This is a genomic window from Acetobacter persici (assembly GCF_018256955.1).
In the GTDB taxonomy this organism is placed as follows: Bacteria; Pseudomonadota; Alphaproteobacteria; order Acetobacterales; family Acetobacteraceae; genus Acetobacter; species Acetobacter persici.
The window spans coordinates 435,363-456,789 of the sequence record NZ_JAERKU010000003.1 but is presented as its reverse complement, the minus strand read 5'-3'; the positions used below and the strand labels follow the sequence as shown (position 1 = coordinate 456,789).

Annotated in this window: 15 protein-coding genes; 5 read left to right on the top strand and 10 right to left on the bottom strand. The window is 51.4% G+C overall.

Annotated features, from left to right (window positions below):
• Positions 1–747 precede the first annotated feature (747 nt).
• On the top strand, positions 748–1,341 hold the full coding sequence (locus JK199_RS06525; RefSeq protein ID WP_212374658.1) for a hypothetical protein: 594 nt from the start codon (positions 748–750) through the stop codon (positions 1,339–1,341).
• 662 nt (positions 1,342–2,003) lie between these two features.
• Here the strand turns inward: JK199_RS06525 and JK199_RS06520 are convergent.
• Complete coding sequence (locus JK199_RS06520; RefSeq protein ID WP_212374656.1) at positions 2,004–2,597, bottom strand: TetR/AcrR family transcriptional regulator; 594 nt, start codon at positions 2,595–2,597, stop codon at positions 2,004–2,006.
• A gap of 90 nt (positions 2,598–2,687) precedes the next feature.
• Between JK199_RS06520 and JK199_RS06515 the strand changes: the two genes are divergently transcribed.
• Positions 2,688–3,893 (top strand): FAD-dependent monooxygenase, encoded by a 1,206-nt coding sequence (locus tag JK199_RS06515; protein WP_212374654.1) that lies wholly within the window; start codon positions 2,688–2,690, stop codon positions 3,891–3,893.
• Positions 3,894–4,392: 499 nt separating this feature from the next.
• Here JK199_RS06515 and JK199_RS06510 read toward each other — a convergent pair whose 3' ends face one another.
• A complete protein-coding gene (locus JK199_RS06510; RefSeq protein WP_212374652.1) occupies positions 4,393–5,238 on the bottom strand; it encodes a MetQ/NlpA family ABC transporter substrate-binding protein in 846 nt (281 codons plus the stop codon).
• A complete protein-coding gene (locus tag JK199_RS06505) occupies positions 5,231–6,274 on the bottom strand; it encodes an isopenicillin N synthase family dioxygenase (RefSeq protein ID WP_212374650.1) in 1,044 nt (347 codons plus the stop codon). Before JK199_RS06505 ends, JK199_RS06510 begins: the two co-directional genes overlap by 8 nt.
• A gap of 189 nt (positions 6,275–6,463) precedes the next feature.
• On the opposite strand from JK199_RS06505, the gene JK199_RS06500 reads away from it, so the two are divergent.
• Genes JK199_RS06500 through JK199_RS06490 form a run of 3 tightly spaced genes read left to right on the top strand, consistent with a single transcriptional unit; the run spans position 6,464 to position 10,628 of the window.
• Positions 6,464–8,920: a TonB-dependent receptor plug domain-containing protein gene (locus tag JK199_RS06500; RefSeq protein WP_212374648.1), complete on the top strand. Its 2,457-nt coding sequence runs from the start codon at positions 6,464–6,466 to the stop codon at positions 8,918–8,920.
• A gap of 27 nt (positions 8,921–8,947) precedes the next feature.
• Entirely contained in the window at positions 8,948–9,991 is a 1,044-nt protein-coding gene (locus tag JK199_RS06495; protein WP_212374645.1) for a methionine ABC transporter ATP-binding protein, read from the top strand.
• On the top strand, positions 9,972–10,628 hold the full coding sequence (locus tag JK199_RS06490) for a methionine ABC transporter permease (RefSeq protein ID WP_212353050.1): 657 nt from the start codon (positions 9,972–9,974) through the stop codon (positions 10,626–10,628). The genes JK199_RS06495 and JK199_RS06490 overlap by 20 nt, the downstream gene beginning before the upstream one ends.
• Positions 10,629–11,002: 374 nt before the next feature.
• Here JK199_RS06490 and JK199_RS06485 read toward each other — a convergent pair whose 3' ends face one another.
• From JK199_RS06485 to JK199_RS06455, 7 genes are all read right to left on the bottom strand, one after another.
• Positions 11,003–12,196: an OprO/OprP family phosphate-selective porin gene (locus JK199_RS06485; protein WP_244984927.1), complete on the bottom strand. Its 1,194-nt coding sequence runs from the start codon at positions 12,194–12,196 to the stop codon at positions 11,003–11,005.
• A 74-nt stretch (positions 12,197–12,270) separates the two neighbouring features.
• A complete protein-coding gene (locus JK199_RS06480) occupies positions 12,271–13,863 on the bottom strand; it encodes a gamma-glutamyltransferase family protein (RefSeq protein WP_212374643.1) in 1,593 nt (530 codons plus the stop codon).
• Entirely contained in the window at positions 13,863–14,819 is a 957-nt protein-coding gene (locus JK199_RS06475; RefSeq protein WP_212374641.1) for a bile acid:sodium symporter family protein, read from the bottom strand. Before JK199_RS06475 ends, JK199_RS06480 begins: the two co-directional genes overlap by 1 nt.
• Positions 14,819–16,030, bottom strand: coding sequence for an oxalate/formate MFS antiporter (gene oxlT / locus JK199_RS06470; protein ID WP_212374639.1), 1,212 nt, complete (start codon positions 16,028–16,030; stop codon positions 14,819–14,821). Before oxlT ends, JK199_RS06475 begins: the two co-directional genes overlap by 1 nt.
• Positions 16,031–16,076: 46 nt before the next feature.
• Complete coding sequence (locus tag JK199_RS06465) at positions 16,077–17,474, bottom strand: carbohydrate porin (protein WP_244984926.1); 1,398 nt, start codon at positions 17,472–17,474, stop codon at positions 16,077–16,079.
• A gap of 198 nt (positions 17,475–17,672) precedes the next feature.
• Positions 17,673–18,533: a LysR family transcriptional regulator gene (locus JK199_RS06460; protein ID WP_212353065.1), complete on the bottom strand. Its 861-nt coding sequence runs from the start codon at positions 18,531–18,533 to the stop codon at positions 17,673–17,675.
• A gap of 435 nt (positions 18,534–18,968) precedes the next feature.
• The gene (locus JK199_RS06455; protein ID WP_212374635.1) at positions 18,969–21,416 is read right to left on the bottom strand and encodes an ABC transporter permease; all 2,448 of its coding nucleotides are present in this window, start codon (positions 21,414–21,416) and stop codon (positions 18,969–18,971) included.
• Positions 21,417–21,427 lie beyond the last annotated feature (11 nt).

Below are 21,427 nucleotides of genomic sequence, written 5' to 3'. Positions count from 1 at the left end.
GAAAAGACAGACTGCATCATACTCATCATAAACAGCTATGCAGTCCGTTCTGGCATTCAAGGTCTAACAGGCCCTAGGCCTATACTGCATTTTTACTATTTATAGCTTTTTATAACGTTACAAAGGCGCTCCTACCGTTGTGATTAAAGTAGATAGCGATTGTTCGTTTTCTCCGACATGTGTTGTCGTAAAATAGCATATTTATTATGAGACTTGGCAGTGCCACCGTATGCAGAGGAGGAGGCATGAGCACGTTGGCACTTTTTTGTGCTGTGACGGCCGCATCCCAGAGCAGGAACGTATAAAAGGAGTTTATTAACGCGTTATTAGAGCAGTAGGAGGCTTGCGTCATTGCAATGAAGCCAGTCTTATTTTTTTAGTCTCACCTAGTATAGTTCATAATTATTCCTGTATTAATTTATTTTTATTTTTAATTATTAAGGAGTGATTGTGGTTAATAAAAATCACACAGATGTTTTATATTATATTTCTTTGATAATCAGGAGAAAACCGCGACTGCAAAAAAGAATATAGGTTTTGCCGGAAACCCTGAACAGCACTGGTTGAGTGTGTTATGTCAACCGACCAGCGAAAGTTCGTATGATATATTTTAACCCGTTTTGATGGCAATATAATTCGCTGATATGGAAACCAAATTCGCTTTACTATTAAATACAGATTACCGACCCTTAAATAAAAATCTCGATAAACCTTGAGAAGACATAACTGACAGGGAGAAATCTGATCATGGCTCCACATCCCCTTACCTCACCGGATATTTTCCAGCATGTCCGCATGATTATGGGCATGGTGGTCGGCTTGAGCGTAACGCGACTTCTGACGGGTCTCGTCCGTATTATTCAACACCCAAGCCAGACGAGCATTTATCCTGTACATATTGGTTGGGTGCTCACGTTGCTTCTGATGCTGATGCATTTCTGGTGGTGGGAGTTGTGGCTGATTGAACTCCCTGTATGGAGATTCGAGACCTATTTGTTTCTAATTCTTTATGCGATCATCTTATTTTTCCTGAGCGCTTTTCTATTTCCTGACTCTATTAGTGATTATACAGGATATGAAGATTTTTTTATTTCAAGGCGAAAATGGTTTTTCTCGTTTTTTGCCCTGACTGTTGTTTTTGATTTAATTGACACTCTCATTAAAGGACCCGCGCATTATGCCTTGTTTTCTATAGAATACTGGTTCCGTGTCCCAGTTTATCTTGTTTTGTGTGGGATAGCGATTATGTCCACCAACCGACGCTTCCATATGGCATTTGTCAGTATGGGGCTTCTTTATGAAGTGTCGTGGATTATCCGGCATTTTGAGACATTATCTTGATATCAGAGCTATTTAAATAGTGTCATTTTTCCAATTTATTTTCATAAAACAGACGGGGCGAAAAAAGTGCTGCGTGCGGCTCTAAAGGGACGGAGAATCATCACGGACCGTATCAGCACAGAACTGGACACGGTTCGTGATTTCTATTTTGGATCAATGTATCAGTTCACAGTGTCCCGCTAGTCGAAAAAAAGCGCTTTGTGCTATTAGGGGATGTAACTTACTGTTAAACCCCCTTCGTGCGCGAAGAAACAGCTCTGGCTCTGGTCTGTGCCTATGTGCTTGCTGGTGAAATCAAGCGGAGCGCACATTACGCAGAGGCTTTTCACACCTATGAAGCTCGTGTTCATCCTTATGTCCCACGCTTCGCAAAAGGGATGAATTCCGTTTTCGCGCGTCTTATTCATGCCTGAATCCGGATAGTGATTTCACTGCCGAATATGATCGAGAAAGTCCTTGCAAGTAATTGTGTCCAGAAACACCTCGGACTGTGCTGGGTGAAACACGAGAAGAAAATCACAGAAGACTTTGTATTTCGGAATTATAAGTGAGGGAGGTCTCTTTAGAAAAATAGCTCTCCCGCACAGCAGTTGTGTATCTATCTCTATAGGCAATCTATTAAGATCAGGATGTCCAAGGGTTTTCTGACTTTCTTATATCAGTCAACAAACTTGATGATCCGATGCAACAAGTGGGAGAAAAATATTATCGACGATTTCGCTGATTGCTTCATCTGTAAGGGGTTTGAAGGTCATCATCAGGTCATGCCGCACAAGGTCTAGCGGGAGTGAGGCAATACGGGGTGTAAGCCTGCTTTCGTTAATTTCTCCGCGTTCGACGGCCCGTGCCAGAACAGCGCGATACTGGTTCCCTTCAACAATGCGGTTGCGTAATTCCGTAAAACTTGAGCGCTCCGCCACCAGATCTTTTTGCATATCAAAAAAGAGCTGAAGGTCTCCACTGTTTGCACGATCGGACATATGGCGAAGCAGAAGGCAGAGCTCATCGCGGACGTTCCCCATATCGGGAATGACGGGTGCCGCATGAGCAAACCTTTGCGCCAGTGCGGCTGTTGCCAGCGCTGTGCGGTTGGGCCAGCGTCTGTGGAGCACAGGGCGGCTGGTGCCGGCCCGGCGGGCTACATTTTCCATCGTGAGGCCGGCATATCCACTTTCAGACAGTTCAGCCCAGGCTGCTTCTAAAATAGCGTCCTCCAAGGCTGCTCCCCGCCGTCTTACTCTCCCTCGAACGCGCATAACACTCCCCATAAGATACACAAAGAATCTTATTGCCTTTGTTTTGCTGGTATATAAGATACGTGACGAATCTAATGTATGAGGCATAGCATGAGCAAAAGAGGCGTTCCAACCCGAAACCGTCGTGTCCTGATTTCGGGTGCCAGCATTGCCGGGCCAGCTCTTGCTTTCTGGCTGGATCGCTATGGTTTTGACGTGACGGTTATCGAGCGTGCTGCGACTATTCGCACTGGAGGGTATCCGATTGATGTTCGTGGCACGGCGATTGATGTGGTCGAACGGATGGGATTATTGCCACAAATCCGTGCGGCACACATCAACACACGTCTGATGACATTTGTTGATGGAGACGGACGTGAAATTGGCTCTGTGCCTGTCTATGATGCCGTTGGTAGCGATGAAAGAGACGTGGAGTTGCCTCGAGGAACTCTGGCAACATTGTTGTATGACGCGTCCCGGCAAGGAAACGTCCGGTATCGGTTCAATGACTCAATAGACACGCTGCACGACGACGGTGCGGGGGTGGATATTCGGTTCACCAGTGGCATTCGTGAACGCTACGACATTGTTGTTGGGGCAGATGGGCTCCACTCCCGCACGCGGCGTCTTGTCTTTGGGACTGAGGATCTTTTCCGTCATGATCTCGGCTTTGATTTCGCACTCTTCTCATTAGAAAATGATCAGGGTCTCTCACATGGCGGTATTTTCCATGCAGAACCCGGACGTGTGGCGGGATTGTTTGCAGTTCAGGATAGTCAAAGGATGTTCGGGTTTCTGACATTCATGACTGATCAGGGAGCCCCGCGCGCGATCAGGGAGCAACTGGATTTAATACAGGCAACTTATGTCGGTATGCGCTGGGAAGTGCCGCGTCTGTTGAAAGAGATGGAGGTGGCTGACGATCTTTATTTTGACAGTGTCAGTCAGATCCGTATGCCGCACTGGTCCAGAGGATCTGTCGTTTTGCTAGGCGATGCCGCTTTTGCACCGTCTTTCCGGTCCGGGCAGGGAACCAGCCTTGCTCTTGTCGGTGCTTATGTCCTTGCAGGAGAGCTTGCTTCGCATGAAGATACATTGGCTGGACTGGAAGCATATGAACGCGCCCTGAAACCCTTTGTCGAAGCAAATCAGGCGCTGGCAACTGATGGACGAGGGGCGTTTTTCCTGCCGCGCACTCAGGCAGATATCGACATGCGTGACAGGATGCTGGCTGAGATTGCACATAACGGCACTGGTGCGTTTTTTGACAACCGCCGTCCGGTGGCTCATTCCGCAATTAGTTTAGTGAACTATTAGAGGCTGTTACGAGCGTGAGACGCATTTTGCTCGGCCACCCTGAGAATATAATTCATGCAGGCCGAACACTATCGCAAACACATGCTGGAAATTCAGGGACGACCGGAAAAATCCTGCAAGATGGTCCTACCCAAACGGAAGCCTCTGAAAATAGTCCCGTGGATTGTGCCGAAAGGAGGCTTTTGTCTGTGGTGCCAACTGCCTAAAGGACAGAACTCGACAGACAGTGCACTGAAAAGCATGGCTGACGCTATTATCCATGCTCCGGGAAATGTTTTCAGTGTCAGCCAGTCGGCATCTTCTTTCCATGCGGTGCCATGTGACGCAGTGCGAGGACGAAAGAATTTTTTGCTCTCTGAAAAAAGTATTGGAAGGGAAAGTGCCAGACTATTCTTAATATTGTCTATAAAATCATAGTGACTGAGCCGTAAGGGGTGTTTCTCTGGTCTTACAAAACGGCCTGCTCAGTATCCCGCGCCCCTTGTGGTGCATTCTGTATTTAACTCCACGATGGAATAATTGCGCCATGATAGGCTTCAAGCAGTTTTTCCCGCACATTGGGTTGCTGGAAGGCTTTCACGAGCGGCTGTATCCATGGTGCATGGGCGTTGTTCTCATTCACCGCAATAAAATTGATGTAGGGGTTATTTTCCATACTCTCGCGCGCGAGGCGTTCTTTGTTGAGGTCAATCCCTGCTTTATAGGCCCATTCCGTAATCACCACCCCGGCATCCAGATCGGGCAGGGATCGTGCCAGAACAGGATCATCCAGCTCTTTAATTGTCAGAGACTTGGGGTTTTCCGCAATATCCAGCGCCGTGGGCATTCCATCCGGTACGGTTGCAATTTTCAAGAGACCTAAGGATTGCAGGAGCTTGAGGGCTCTGCCTTCATTTGTCGGGTCCGCTGGAACGCCGATTGTTGCGCCTTGCGGCAGGGCAGAAAGGCTTGTCCATTTTTTGGAATAAAACCCGACTGGCGCGAAATATGTATTACCGACCGGGACAATATGGGCACCCAGAGCCGTGTTTTGTGCTTGAAGATAGGGGCCATGCTGGAAAGCATTCGCGTCCAGATCTCCGGCCGCCAGCGCCGCATTGATCGGCGTTCCCTCAGAAAACGGAATAGCCTCAATGGCCAGTCCATCAGTCCGGGCATTTTCCTGAACAATATGCCAGATATCCTCATCCTCACCAGAGAGGATGCCAACCCGTATTGGGCGAGACTGTGCTCTGGCGGTGGATGACAGAATGACGGGTGTCGCAGCCAGAAGCGTCAGGACGGTACGACGGTTAAAACGACGCCCCCGTGCGGTGGAAAGGCGGGGAGAGAATACATTACGCATGGTCGAGAACTTTCGGTAATACCGGAGAAAGAAGATCACTGTGATGGCGGGCTGCGACGTCCGGATGCGATCTTAGGCGGCCCTTTAAGGTGTTTTGGCCAATCTGGGAGAAAAGCGGATTGTCCGGGTCCTGCGTCAGCCCGATGCTGGATTTTGTGAGGGATTCCGGCAAAGGCAGGATGGGGATTGTGGAATCCAGTTGTGCGCCAAGGAAAAATGCGGCCGAGAGCCTGTCATGCCCTGATCGGGGACTGACCACACGATGAATGGCTGCCCTGAAATACCCGCTGGTCGCGACTTCAAGCAGTTCACCGATGTTGACGATAAACGTATCCGGCTGTGGCGGAGCCTTGAGCCATTCCCCGGACGCCAGCTCAACTTCAAGGCCGCCTTCGTTATCCTGTAAGATAAGAGACAGCAGATCACTGTCTTTATGCGGACCGACGCCCTGACCTTCATCATTATTTTGAGAACCCGGATAATGGATCAGCTTTAAAAGGAGATAGGGTGAGTCATTCACAACCGGATGAAAGGCTGTTTTATCCTGTGCCAGAGACAGGGAGAGTGCTTCAAGAAGTTGGCGCAGCACATTGAGGGTTTGCTCCTGCCAGGCCAGAACCGTTTTTTTGAAATCAGGGAGGGCTTCAGGCCATTGATTAGGCCCCTGAAGACGCAGATAGGCGGGCTTATCCTCAAGATCTGTCAGGGCAGCTTTTTCTGAGCCGATATCAATCTGTTCACGCCAGTCCTGCCTGCCGCGCGTTAGCTCCAGTCCCGCACGATTATATCCCCTGAAATGCGGGGAATGAACCATGGCAATCTTCTCTTTCTGCTCCAAAGGCAGAGAAAAGAAGTGCTGCGCCTGCCGGAGCAGGTCAGCATTGAGGGACAAGGGAATTCCATGCCCTTTCAGGTAAAAAAAGCCGTACTCATGGGCAGCAAGCCTCAGTGAGTCCAGAAAAGCGGCGTCGGGCTTTCCTCTTTTGTCCCAGAGCGAAAGATCGATGGTCGGCAGAGAATAAGCAGTCCGCGTCATGCGTTGATCACTTCCAGCTACGGTATTTGCCAGATGTCAGACCGTGGCCGAAACCGGCGTCAGGCTCTGACAGGCTCTATTTAGTGCATGTTAAATCGCGTTATATAAAAAATCCATAAATTATTCGTTGTTTGACTCATAATTCCACATGGAATAATTGTGTTAAAGTTATTTATGGAAAACACTATAATGATACGTGGTTATATTCTGGCACCGATTGTTTTTGGTCTGTCTGCTTCGACCGCTCTGGCTGCGGAGAGCGGAAGCGGACAAAACCCTTCTGATAAAGGCGCGCGTTCTCAGAAGGTGGCTGTTGTCAGAAATACGCTCCGTACAACACAATCAGACCATGAGGCTTCTGATGAACCTGAACAGGTGATTGTTACAGGAACGCGGGATCCCTCTCAAACCGCAGCAAGAAGTGTCAGTCCAATCACCATTATTGGCGGGGATCAGCTCAGAGCAACAGGTATGACGGACATCCGGGAGGCTCTTGTCCAGCTTTCTCCGTCCATCAGCCGGGAAGTTAATGGGTCAGATCAGGGGTCAGTCGTGGATGCTCTGAGTCTGCGTGGTTTGAATGCTGATCAGACGCTGGTGCTGGTCAACGGAAAAAGACGCCATACAACAGCAGCCATTGCTGTCGATGCATCTTCCCAGCAGGGCACGACGCCTGTTGACTTAGACATGTTGCCAATTTCGGCCATTGACCACATTGAAATCCTGCAGGATGGCGCCGCAGCCCAGTATGGATCTGACGCCATTGCAGGCGTTATCAATGTGATCCTGAAATCAAACAGCCATGGTCTGCACATGCAAGCCACCAACGGCGGATATGCTGCCGGAGATGGCTTTACGACAGGGGAAAACCTGAACGCGGGGTTTGCTCTGGGCCAGCGTGGCTATGTGAATATCAGCGCAGAATTCAAGCATCAGGATCGCACCCAGAGGACAGGGATTGACCCCAGAACCGGCCGTAATAATGACCTTGCAACTGGCCAGCCGCAGGTCACACGGGAATCAATCGAGGCGAATTTCGGCTATCATCTGACAGATCAGGTTGAACTCTATGGGTTTGGCACCTTTACACATCGGGATGCTGAACGCTGGGCCTATTTACGCGCGCCAAGCACGGCGGCAGCCGACGGGCTTCAGGGCATGTATCCGAATGGTTTTGAGCCTGTGGAGACTATGCCTGAAAATGATTATGGCTTTACTTTAGGGTTCCGCGGGAAAAAATTATACGGCTTTGACTGGGATCTCAGTTCCACCATTGGCGGAGACCACGATACGCTGGCTGACTATAACTCAGCCAATGCGGATGCCTACAAAGAAACTGGCTATTCACCGTCCCGCTTTTATCTGGGCAATTACTCCAATCAGCAATGGACAAATAACCTCGATATCCGGCGTGGTGTTGATCTGCCGTTTCTTTACAGACCTCTGAATATTGCGTTTGGGGGAGAATATCGCAGAGACACCTATTCGATCGGGGCCGGGGAGCCGTTGTCATATTATCTGAGCGGGGCACAGGGCTACCAGGGAGAAACCCCAGAAAACGCGGTTAATTCCGCCAGACATGTGGCCGCAGCTTATATTGATTTGTCGACACAAATTATCTCGCGCTGGCGGGTGGATATTGCCGGTCGGTTTGAGCATTATAATGACGTCGGGAATGCACGGACCGGCAAAATTTCCAGCCGCTATGATATCAACAAATATATCGGGTTCCGTGGGACAGCCAGCACTGGCTTTCGGGCACCTACTCTTGCTGAGCAGAATTTTGCTGCTTTCATTTCCAGCCCGAACTACGCAACGGGGCAAATTGCCGCGAACTCCGCAGCGGCACGCGCCTTAGGTTCTCCGGGGCTGCGTCCTGAAACATCAACAAATTTCAGCGTCGGGATGATCCTGAACCCGTTGCCACGGCTCCATATCAATGTTGATGCTTACACGATCTCTATCAAACACCGGATTGTTGATGGAGGATATGCTTCAGGGGCACGCGCCATTGAGGCTTACGCGGCTGCCGGGGTGAATACATCCGGGTTTGCCGGAGATGAATCCGCAGTCAGTACAAATTATTTCACGAACGGTGCCAACACGCGCACGACGGGCCTTGATATTACAGCCCGTTACGCCACGGATTTTGGCAGGTTTGGAAAGGTGGACTGGGATGCCGCCGTTAATTTCAATCATACCAAAGTCAAGGATATTGCTCAGACAGGGGAGGGCAATCCTGTCCTGAATGCTCAGCAGATCAGCCTGATGTCGACGGAAAACCCCTCAAACAAGCTTATTTTTGGCGGCCGGTGGACATTGGGGAAATGGGATGTGGCTGTGCATGAAATTCGCTATGGCCACACAACATCGAACCTGACGTTTGTCTCTGGGCCAAATGCCTTTTCTACCACAGAGTTTTACCATCAGATCAACCGCCCGCGCTTTGTGACCAATCTTGAGGTGGGATATCAGGTATTGCCTCAGCTGCATCTGGCATTGGGGGGCAATAATATTGGAAATGCTTACCCGAGCCGGGTGCCGTCTTTCACGGCAGATTATAACAACAACCTCTATGATACGCTTAGTCAGCAGCTTTCAGAAGAAGGCGGATTTTACTATCTGCGTGCGGATTTAAAAATATGAACAGCGTCACGTTTTTAGAGAAATCGCATGGCTGAGAGTCTGACAGAGAGTCTAAGAGTTGACCGGCTGTATAAAGCTTTTGGCGGCAGCCCTGTGCTGGAGGATTTGAGTTTTTCCACACAGGCAGGCGATATTGTCGGGATCATCGGGCGGTCCGGGGCAGGGAAGACAACGCTGCTCCGCTGCCTGCACGGCGCGGAAACCCCGGATGCGGGAGACGTTTTTATTGAAGGTCAAGAAATTGGCAGGCTGAAAGAAAAGGAACTTCTGGCAGTCCGCCGACGTATTGGTATGGTTTTCCAGAATTTTAACCTGCTTAAATCCCGCACGGTGTGGGGCAATATTTCTCTGGCTCTCGAGATTGCTGGCGTTTCCAAATTAGCGCGCATCGCAAGAATTCAGGAACTGATAGGGCTGGTTGGACTGGAAGGGCATGAAAACAAACATCCTTCTCAGCTTTCGGGTGGACAAAAGCAAAGAGTAGGGATTGCGCGGGCACTTGCCACAAATCCGGCGGTCCTGCTGTGCGATGAAGCCACATCGGCTCTGGACCCGGAAACAACATCATCCATTCTGGCTTTGCTGAGCAAGATCAATCAGGAACTTGGCATCACGATTGTGCTGATCACCCATGAAATGGATGTGATCCATCGCCTTGCGCGCCGTGTCATGGTTTTAGAGCAGGGGCGCATTATAGAAGATGCACGCATAGAAGATTTCTCAGGCACAAAAGAGAAGCGTGCCTTAAACCAGTTTTGTGAAGGAGAAGAGCAGAGCGTTCTTTCAGGCCAGCGACTGTCTGTTCTGCAGAGCGAAAAACCGCATGGAGGATTACCGGCACTGCGTGTAACGGTTGCAGAAAGCGCCTTATTCACGTCTCTCATTCCGGCTCTTTATGAGCAGTTTTCTATTACATCACACGTGTTGAGAGTAGATTTGAACGAAAATTATTCTGATACAGGCGCAAGACATCTCATTATTCTCTCTCGGGACGATGAGAACGCCCTGAACTGGCTTGTGCAGAACGTCGAGAAAATGGAAGTGCTTGGCTATGTCCCATCAGGTATTTGATCTGTTCCTGAAGGCGACGCTGGCAACGCTGGAAATGGTTTTTGCTTCTGCTGCCATTGCCGTCATTTTTGGATTACCACTCGCGCTTCTTCTGACTGTAACAGCACCCAACGGTCTATGGCCTTCGCCTGTTATTCGCAAAGGACTGGGCTTTATTATTGATCTGACCAGAGCTGTACCCTTTATTATCCTCCTCGTCCTGCTCATCCCGTTTACCCGTCTTCTGGTTGGAACAGCCCTTGGAACGGGAGCTGCGATTGTGCCTCTTTCAGTCACGGCTATTCCGTACTTTGCACGCATTGCTGAAGTGTCTTTGAAAGACGTGGACCCCGCGCTGATTGAAGCGATACGCTCCATGGGAGCAACGCGCCTAAAAGTCATATGGTCTGTGCTGCTGCCAGAAGCGCTGCCGGGATTGATTTCAGGCCTGACGGTTACGGTGGTCACCCTGATCAGCGCCTCTGCCATGGCTGGTGTTGTTGGAGCTGGCGGATTAGGCGACCTTGCTATCCGCTATGGGTATCAGAGATTCAACACAGGCATGATGCTCTGGATAGTTGGGATACTTGTACTGATCACAATAATTGTGCAAGTTTCTGGCAATTTGGTAGCTGCTAGACTTAGAAAAAATCTATGAGTGTTTTTGCGACGTCTAAGGAATATGTTTTTTAAATAAGAAATATTTATTTAAAAAAGAGTATGCACGTTCCTTTGCAGTCTAATCTGCTCATGGAAAATCTTGAAGATCGCAAAGCATATCAGTTTTCAGGTCAAGAAAATAGAGGTGCCCCGGACTATTACAGTGTACGCTATAAAGTCTGAAATATTAAGGAGCATTTTTGGGTCTGACTGAAGCAGCCCATGAGTATTGTAATACATTACAGCATCCTGAAATGAACCTTCATCGCTGCCGTGCAACCCTCTTCCTGCTATCATCTGAGCTAACTGGCAACATGGTCCGAAAAAGTCTGTTGGCAGGGTTTGAATGGGAAGGTCGTTCTCTCAAACGCTTCAAAATTTTATTTGGATCATAGAAAGAACAGCGTGAAAATTTTCTGGAAACCGGCCGCCTTTGATTGTGCCATATTCATATTGCAGGGCAATTTTTAAAATATCCATTGGCCACCAGTTCAGATTGGCAGACCATGCTTTCTGCTGCCCCCCATCGACGGAGGCTGATTTTAGGCTGGCTTCTGAATAGCGTGCAGAGGCTTCCAGAATTCCTATTCCATTACACAGGTAATTCTGGTTTCTTGCGCAAGTTGGGGAAGAAAAAGCGGCTGTTCTGGATTTCCAGCTACGGGGTTTTCCGACCAGAGTATAGCTAGCCTGAGCATACCAGCCTGAAAAATGCAGCTTTTGCGTCGTGTTTTCCACGGCCTTATTGGCAACAATCTCGTAAGCCTCGCCCTGGAAAAGCAGACGTTTCCATGCGGCCGCGGCTTCCAGCCCAAAGGCGCCGACATCCCGAAGGTTTATTTTGCCGGTATTCAGATATTTGGAGGTGAGCCCAACATTCATTTCTGGATAATCAGAAAATGTCGCAGTGGGCTGCTGTCCGGGACTATGGGCGACCCGGAAAACCCATTCCCCGGAAAATCCAACGTGAAAAAACAGATCTCGCGTGCGGATCGGCACACCCACCAGCCGGAAAACAAGCGCGCGCTGGTTACCGTTTTCGCCCGGGCCAGCCGTCCCGGCGGTGCCGGAGAGCGCCAGATGGTATCTCTTACCGTGAGCTTCTATCTGCACAGCCTGTCGTTCAATACCAGCGGCAATATTGCGGGTGATGGTGGAAATACTGGAGCGTTCAATGAAAGCTGTATCGCCTTGTGCCTGCATGGATTCAAGGCCAAAGCTCGGTTTGAAAATACCAGCGGTAAACACAAAATGTCTGAGGCCGATATAGCTGATCTGGCCTTCAAAAAGGCGCATCTGTCCACCGGGAGCAGGGCCAAAATCCCATATGCCGCCCAGCTCAACCTGATTGTGGATGGTAACGCGGGCACCATTCCGAATACGGCCACCACGCGCCCCAACGCCCGGCACAGGCTGATTTGTCTGCGGAAAACCACCAATGTCTAACTGGTCCGTTGCATAGGGTTTGATGGTGATGCCGTTAAACGTAAATGTCGGGATTGTGCCAGCCACACCTGCGGGTGCGTTAAACAGCGAAATCCCAACACCTGCGCAGGACAGACCCAAGGCTACCAGCCGTGGAACATACGTTCCACGCGGTAGCCTCCTGAAACAAGGCCAGAATTTTTTAGGAACCCGTATCAAAACGCGGCAACACTACCGTCACTCCGCGGGTCGGCGGCTCCCTCGATAAGACCGCACCGGTGGCGAACAAGCGCTCCGGCATGACCCATCATAGAGGAGAGCGGAGAGACGAGTTCTACATCATGCCCTGCCAGCCTGAGCTGCTGAATAAGAGGTTCGGAAAAGTTACTTTCCATTTTCAGCGAGACACTTTCTGCACCCCACGTACGCCCCAGAAGCCAGCGGGGGGCTGTTACAGCCTGTTGCAGCGGAATGCCATAGCGGGCGTAGCGCGTAAAAATGGCGGATTGCGTCTGGGGTTGCCCTTCTCCTCCCATCGTGCCGTACACCATGCATCGCCCGTCATGAAAGCGGGCCATTGCTGGATTAAGAGTGTGAAACGGCTTCCGTCCGGGTTTAAGAGTGTTCCAGCCTTCTTCAGCAAGGCGGAAGGATGATCCACGGTTCTGCCAGAGTATCCCTGTTTCCGGCAGGAACACGCCTGATCCAAATTCAAAATACAGGCTCTGGATCATGCTGACTGCAATGCCGTTTGAATCAATAGCCCCCATCCAGGTTGTATCACCTTGCTGGGAGGGCACGGGCCAGGGCATAGCGTGCTGCATATCAATGCTGGCGGCAAGGCTCTTCATCTGCTCGGCATCATTCAGGAAGCTTTGCGCACATTCAGTCATATACGCAGGGTCTCCGACATGCGCGTTGCGAAAGAGGAAGGCCTTTTTAGTGGCTTCAACCAGCCCATGAATGTGCGCGAAACTCTCAGCCTCTGGTGCGTGAAGCTGATCGAACAGCCTGAGAATGGCCAGTGAGGCAACGCCCTGTGTTGGGGGCGGCGTATTGTAAAGCGTAGCTCCGTGAATGCTGGCCTGAAGGGGGGCGGTCAGTGTCGCTTTGTGCCGAACAAAGTCGTCAGGCGTCAGGGGGCTTCCTGCCTGCTGAAGGTCATGCGCCAGAGCGTGCGCGATGCCTCCTGTATAAAAGCTTTCCAGCCCGTCTTCGGCCAGAGATCGCAAGGTACGCCCGAGAGCAGGGTTACGGCGAATTTCGCCACGCCTCATGAGCGCTTCTTGTCCGGCATAAGCAGCCATAAAAGCCTGATTATGGGCCAGTTCGGCGTTCTTTTCCTTGAGGAGGGAGGCTTCACTGTCTGAGACGGCATAACCTGCTTCGGCGTAATAGATCGCGTCTTTCAGCAGTTCTGACAGAGGCAGACCGGGCTTGATAGCGGCACTCTGGCAAAGGGCTTCCTGCCAGCCGGAAACCGCGCCTGCCATACTGTTGGCAGCAAGTCCGCCACGCCACGGAATATCTGTATGCCCGGCATTCTGGTACAGAGAGAGGGAGGCGTTAGCGGCCGCAGCCCCGCAGGCATCAATCACGCAGATCCGGCCATCCGGGTAGGAAATAAGCCAGAAAGCATCTCCTCCAAGACCAGTCATGTGCGGATATACCGCGGAAAGCGTGGCGGCTGTGGCAACGACGGCTTCCAGCGCGGTGCCGCCTTTTTTCAGAACATCAAGCCCGGCCTGACTGGCGAGATGGTGCGGGGATGTCACCATGCCGCGTGTAGCATGAAATGTATGAAGCATCAGGCGTCCGAAATATGTTTGGCGTGATAATGGCGGGCGATGAGTGTGCAAACAAAAAGTTGAATCTGATGGTAGAGGATCAGCGGCAGGATAATGAAGCCAGCCACGGAGGCAGGAAAGAGAACATTAGCCATAGGCACACCTGAGGCGAGTGACTTTTTGGACCCGCAAAGAATAAGCGAGACTTCATCCGGAGTGGGAAAACGGCAGGCTTTCCCGAGAAACAGGGTGATCAGTAGCACAAGGAGCAGTAGCCCGACATCCGTAGCTATCAGGGCAGCAATGCTCTTAAAATCGAGTTTAGACCAGATACCTTCAACCACAGCATGACTGAAGGCGGTATAAACCACCAGAAGGATGGAAGATCTGTCTGTAATGGAGAGGATCTTTTTGTTGCGATGCGCCCATTTATGCAAAACAGGCTGGAGGAGCTGGCCTGCTACAAAGGGAAGCAGAAGCTGCACGGCGATATCGGTGATGGCCTTAGCAGACCAGACGCCCTGCGTATGCAAAACGCCGGAAACCAGAGCCGGGGTGACAAAAATCCCCACGATATTGGAGAGGGTCGCCGCACAGATGGACGCCGCGACATTTCCGTTAGCAAGAGACGTGAGGGCAATAGAAGACTGAACTGTTGAGGGAAGGCAGCACAGAAACAGCACCCCCAGCCATGTCGTGCTGTCCAGCAAGCCGGGTACCAGCGTATGAAGCATGATACCCAGTAACGGGAAGAGCAGGAACGTGCATGCAAGCACCAGCCCCTGCAACTTCCAGTTGCGCATATTGTGTACAATGGCGCGACGTTCAAGCTTGATACCCTGCATAAAGAACATGACCATGATGCAGGCATCTGTCACATATTCCAGCACACGGGTGGCGTTCCCTTTGCAGGGGAGCACGGTTGCCAGCAGGACAGCGCCAATAAGGGCTGTCAGAAAAGGGTCGAGCTTCCGCATTACGGCGCGCTCTGCATGAAGCGGCGGCGCATGGGGCGAAGGACCGCAAGAGCGAGAAAAGCTGTCAGCAGATCACCACCAATGGCCAGCGTAAACACTATATGCCAGTTGCCACTGGCCTGATGTAGCCAGGCAGCCAGCGGCCCCCCAAAGACGGCTCCTACGCCTTGCGCCATATAGAGCAGCCCATAATTGCGCGAGGCGTCACGGGTGCCAAACGTGTCCGTCAGCGTCGCGGGGAAAAGGGAGAAAATTTCACCCCATCCGAGGAACACAATGCCGGAAAGCAGGACAAAAGCGACGGGGTGGTTTGCCAGAGCAAGCCAGCATGTCAGAGCCAGCGCTTCCAGAGAGAAGGCAAACGCCATTGTCTGCTCACGTCCCAGGTGGTCGGAAACCCAGCCAAACAACGGGCGTGTAACACCATTGGCAATACGATCAAGCGTCATGGCCAGTGGCAGGGCCGCCATCCCCAGAATGGTGAGATGGGCGACCCCAAAATCCGTTCCGATCTGGGCAAGCTGCGAGGTGACCATCAGACCGGATGTTGCCATGGTCGCCATCATGAAAAACATCAGCCAGAAAAGCGGTGTTCTGACCACATAAGAGGTAAGATATCCGCTGGCTTCGGGCGCATCAGGGGTGGTGACGATTTCCGGCACTTTCAGGAAGCAGGCTGCAACAACTCCCACAACCGCCATGATAACGCCGAACACCATCATGGTATTCCGCCAGTCCGTCGCGGCGAGAAGGTGAGAAATGGGGAAGGTGGTCAGCATGGCCCCCATGCCATAGCCTGCGGCTGCGGCTCCGGCAGCCATACCCCGGTTTTTGGGAAACCACTGCATCAGGAGCGAAACAACGCCGACATAAACAATACCTGTGCCAACACCGCCAAGCCCGCCATAGGTCAGGTAGAACATGGTGAGAGTGTGGACCTGTGCCGAGGCGACCCAGCTCAAACCCGTCAGAACAATGCCGGCCATAATCAGGGTACGCGGACTGACGTGCCGCGCAATCCAGCCCTGAATGGGCGAAAACAGGGTTTGCAGCACAATCAGCAGAGAAAAGGTAATCTGCAGGGCTGCGGCGCTCGTGCTGAAATCGGTTTTGAGCACCGGTGTAAAGAGGGTCCAGACATATTGTGGGGAGGAAATGGCTCCCATACAGACCAGACCGGCAATCATCTGCCGCCATTTTGCTGCGATCATTTTCTGTATCCTTTATGGAAAGTGGCGCTCGGTTCAGACATGCGGACTAGTTGCGTGTGCGATGCAGGGTGGGGAGACCAAAAGCGGGGCTGAACTGGACGTTCAGCATTACACCGGCCTGCACGGCGGTGTTCAGGTTGGGCAGAATGGTTTTGCGGCCAAGCTGGTCGGGGTTCCAGATATATTCAAAATAGGGTGTGAACATCACGCCCGGTGCAATATTCAGACCATAGTTTACTTCCACCATGGTTTCCTGTTTTGCCCACCGGGCATGATGGCCGTGCGCTGTCAGGGTATCATTCATGCCCTCAACAAACCGGTGATCCCAGATGAAGCTCTGGCCAACGAGACCAAAATAGTCACGGGGGCGGCTGGCAAATGGCCCCCAGTCAAACAGACCCGCGACAAAGCCATCCTTGATGGCCGCGTTGCCTGATGTCATGAGGTTGGCCGCGCCGAACAGGATAAGCCCACGTGTCCCGTGCTCATCAGGCTTCCAGATCATCTGCTGTGCCTGAAGGTAGAGCTGGGTCCGGCCTCTGCGGTTCATCGCTGTTCCGCCATAAAGCGGGCGGGACTGGCCATGATTGTTGTAAAGAGGGTCAGAATAGCTGGCTGTATCGTAAACAAACCCCAGATCATACGCGCGGGGATAGAGGTCATTGGTAAAGTTTGTGCGGTATCCAGCCTCGGTTGGAATATATTCGCCCTGAGCTTTATCAAAACCCCAGTCCGGGCCGGGCCAGCTATTATGGTTGGTGGTTTTCAGCCAGGGTTCAGCCTCCCAGATGCCTGTCTTGATGTACGTTTTTTCTGTGGGCTTATAAAGGAAACGCGCACCCCATGACGATGTAACGAACGAGGGCATGGAGCCGTTAACGGTCAGGGTTGTCGGCACAGAACACAGGAAAGAGGGGAACATGCAATAGAGTTCTGACCCATCAAACTCGCCGCCTTTAGGCATGGAGCGGCCAGCCAGAATGAAGAGGCGGTTGTTAAAAAGAGCCTGATCCCATGTGAATTCCCGGACCTGAAAACCATTATGATTGCCATAATAGGACACAAAGCCCCAGCTGGACCCCGTAGCGCCCCCGGCACGCCCCTGACCGGCGACGTCATCTGCCAGAAAATGGATTTTTGCCCCCGGAATATGGGCGATCCGCTGCATATCCAGATCGAGCCCAATTCCTGCAAAATTATTGAAAAATGAGCCGTGTTTTATACCGCCAGCCGGAACGCCTGAATATTCGGAAACATTCCAGCCTGTTATATACACGCCATTTTTGGAGAGATATTTTCCCGCATCCATAACAGGCGGTGTGTGCATGGAAAAAAGGTAGGGCTGCGGGGCGGTGGAACGGGCACTTTGTGCGGAAGGTGCTGAAGGAACACCGGCAGGCGTATTGATTGATGGAACATAGGCCGGCACGGACGGATCTGTCATGCTGCGGGCTTGTGCATCATCGGAATTTTTCCCGTGTACAACAATGTTGGAAGAGCCAGTAAGATCATTTTGATCTGCTGCCGCACAGGGAAGGGGGGCCATCAGAAAAGCCATACCGGACAGCAGGACGCCGGAACACAGAAGGCCTGGGGAGTGTTTGAACACGATCATAAGTGAGCCTGCTTTTATGTGCTGATATCAGCCGGGAAAGGCATCTTTTGTTGACTGGATCAGCGTGTTTTCAAGAGAACTGAACTCCTGCTTGTTGTTCAGTGCGACAAAACCAACAGAGGGGGCATCTGGTAAATCTGGCATCACAATGGGGGACGCCAGAGCACTCCTCTGGAGAAAACCGGGTTGCAGGGTGCAGCCGTACCCCGCTTTGACGGCGCCGAGCAGCGCGCTGAGACTGTCGCTGCAAAATGCGATATGCCAGCGGATTTTGTGCCGGTTAAGGGTTTCAAGCGCTATCCGGCGCGTGACGCTCCCTTCTGGAAATACAACCAGAGGTATGGAGTTTTCCTTATCGAGCGTCTCTTCTGGATGCATGTACCATTTCAGGCTCTCCTGCCACAGTAAGTGGCCGTGCGTTTCGTGCGGAGCCTGCATGCCAAACATGAGGTCAATCTCTCCCGTTCCAAGCCGGTCGCGTAATTCATGACTTAACCCGGTGACGAGACTAACCTGCGTCTTATTATTCTTTTTTCTAAAATTTCTTAGTAATAAAGGGAGATCGGAAAGAATAAGATCTTCCGTTAAACCTAATCTTATCTGTGTCTGCGTTTCGAGTTTTTCAGACAACTGAAAAATACGGTCATGAGACTGGAGGGCATCCTGCGCCAGCCGAATAAGCGCGTGCCCGGAGCTTGTAAGTTCGACCACCTTGGTTGAGCGGGACAGAAGGGAAATTCCCAGAGCCTCTTCCAGACGGCTGATATGCAGGCTGATGGTCGACTGGCTGACGCCACGGCGATGCGCTGCGGATGTAAAATGGAGTGTCTCTGCAACAGCCAGAAAAGAACGAAGATGTTGCAGATCTAGATTAGATTTATCGAGCATATAGATAAACATCCGAGTGGAATCGCCATATCCGATTGGTGCGATATAGATATGATTTCGTCAAGGAAAAACGATACATTGTGGAAATGAATGGACTATAAAAAATACTTAATGTGATTTTTGTGTTATTACAGAACTATAAATATCCAATATTAAACTGGTTATAGTCTGACTTTGGATGCAGATATTTCTTTCTTGTATACAAAAAAGAAATTCAAGCCCTTTATAAGTCTTTGTAGGGGTTTAAGGTCTCTGAATGAGAATAAGGCAGAGGCGTAGCCGACTGCCACTTTAGGCAATACATCTCGCAACATACACAACAGAGTCTGCAACCCGGGATAACGGTTGATCAGAACTCTGCACGCCGTTTCTTCAGGGAGGACGCGGTATGCAGAGCAGAAGAGCGGAAGCAGAGGCGTTATATTAAGACGTCTTTCAGAGGATTTGACGGAGGCCTGCCGCCGGTGGGCGGCGTGCTGCCCGCCAGGCCTGACTGAAAATGGCGGCTGCTGCGACACAAAGAGTCAGGAGGGTTACAAGCATAAACGGGACCGGTGTGAGAGAAATTCTCTGATCAAATTTTGAGAGCCATGTCTGCATCAGCATCCACGCCACAGGCCACGCAATGACCGTGGCAAACATGATCGGGCGAAGAAACTGGCCGATAAGAAGGCGCAAAATATCCCCTGAGCACGCGCCCAGAACTTTGCGGATACTGATTTCCTGCATTCTACGCGTGACCGTAAATGCAGATAGACCGTAAAGACCGAGACAGGCAATCGCGACAGCCACAAGGGACCCTATACTGAAAAGCGCACTGTGGTTTGCGTCAGACCGGTAATCCTCAGCCAGAATATCTGACACATCCCGGGCGGAGAACGGCACATCCGGCACGACTTCCTCCCATACTTTGCGCAGGCGGCTCATTTCGATCTGTCCGCTTGCGCCCTGGTAGCGTACAATACCGGCCACATAATCAATTGGCGCTTTTGTGCCAAAAAAGAGCAGAGGACGGATCGGGCTTTGTATCCCTCCAAGGCGAATATCTTCAATAACGCCGATAATGCGATATTTTATGATGTTGTCAGTAGCCTGAGCCTCTTGAATGTCCTGCCCGAGTGCCATTTCGGGCGATGAGAAGCCAAAGCGTTTTGCAGCCAGACGTGAAATGACGACATTCTTTGCGCTGTCTGACGTCGCGTTTGTCTGGGCGTAGTCTTGCCCATGCTCTTCATCAAACATGCGTCCTGCAACAAGACTGGCCCCAAGTGTGTCAAAATATCTCGGCGTTGCATAACCCCACTGGAGGCTGAAAGCGGTGTTCTGACCGGGGCGTTTCCAGTCATCACTGTCTGACATATGGTGGGGGTAGAGGTCCGAGCGTGTTGCAACCGTGACGCCCGGTACCTCGGCAAGCCGTGTGATGATGGCGGCCTGCCGGTTTTTCAGCGTATCATCACTGAGCGCATCAATCACGATAAGCCCGTGGTTTGTCATGCCACGGTCAAGAGCCTGTACGAAGCGGGCCTGCTGGGCCATGACAAGGGTGCAGGTAGCCAGAAGGCTTGCAAACGTGAATTGTAACGTCACCAGTGCATTTCTGACTGTGCGGTCAAGCCGCCCGCCACCGGGCATTCTGCTTGCGGACAGAACATCCACGGGGCGGAAGGCAGAAAGGACAAAGGACGGATAGAGGCCCGCAGCCGCGCCGGAGAGAAGGGCAATACTCCCGGCCACAGGGAGTATAAAAGACCAGTTGTAAGAAATCTGCCACCCGCCGAAGGCATTGACCCATTGCAGAGCAAACTCGGCCAGCGCCAGAGCCAGCAGAGCCGCGCCGCATGTCAGAAAAACAGCTTCCGACATAAACCTGATCACAAGGGAGAGGCGTGATGCCCCAAGCACCTTACGCATAGCCACGTCTTTTGCGCGTAAACCTGCACGGGCTGTTGCCATGTTAATATAATTGACCAGCGCTGTGGCAAGCGCCGCAAGCCCGACCAGAGCCAGAATATCGACAAGCTGACGGCTAGTCCCTCCCTCGCCAATACGGGCGTTATGAAAATGAATATCTTTCAGCGGTATTAAAATTAATCCGCCTGTTCCAAACATAGTCTGGATTCCGCGCGGGGAATACGTGCCCGGATGCCGGGCAGGATACGCCATTAACTCTTGCCGGATACGGGGAACAGCATCGGCATTCTCAATACGGAGATAGATATGCCCCCACGTGCTGCCCCAGTTTTTAAAGGGAAGCGTATAAGGCGATGTTGTGAAAAATTTACTTGGGAAAAGTGTAATAATATTAAAAGTTTCAGTCGAGTTTGAGGGCATGTCGGCCATAATTGCGGAAATAATACCGTCCTCGTGATTATCAATACGAATTTTACGGCCCACAGCGTCCACTGTGCCAAAATATTTCCGGGCGAGGCTTGCAGAAATAATAACCTTTCCCGGCGCGTCCAGTGCTGTGGCTTTGTCACCGGACAGGAGAGGCAGGTCGAAGACTGACAGGAAATCCTGATCCGTCATGGTGACGGTCTCACGCCCCAGTATCTCGCCCGCACGAACGGCCTGCGGAATGCTTAGAAGACGTATGGCGTGGCTGATTTCAGGGAAGTCCTGTTTCAGGAACGGAAAACTGACGAAACTGACGGCATCATTTTCATAAGCCGAATGTCCTGCCGGTTTGAGCAGTTCATCCACCTGATACAGGCTTGCTGCGTGTGGAATATAGGAATCATAAGTCGTTTCGTATCGGACAATGAGCATCATGATGAGAAACACAGCGATGCCGAGTGCAAGCCCGATCAGGTTGATCAGCGTATAAAGCCGGTGGCGCGATAGGGTGCGGAACGTCGGGGTCAGAATTCCGGTCAGCATTGCGGTTCTCC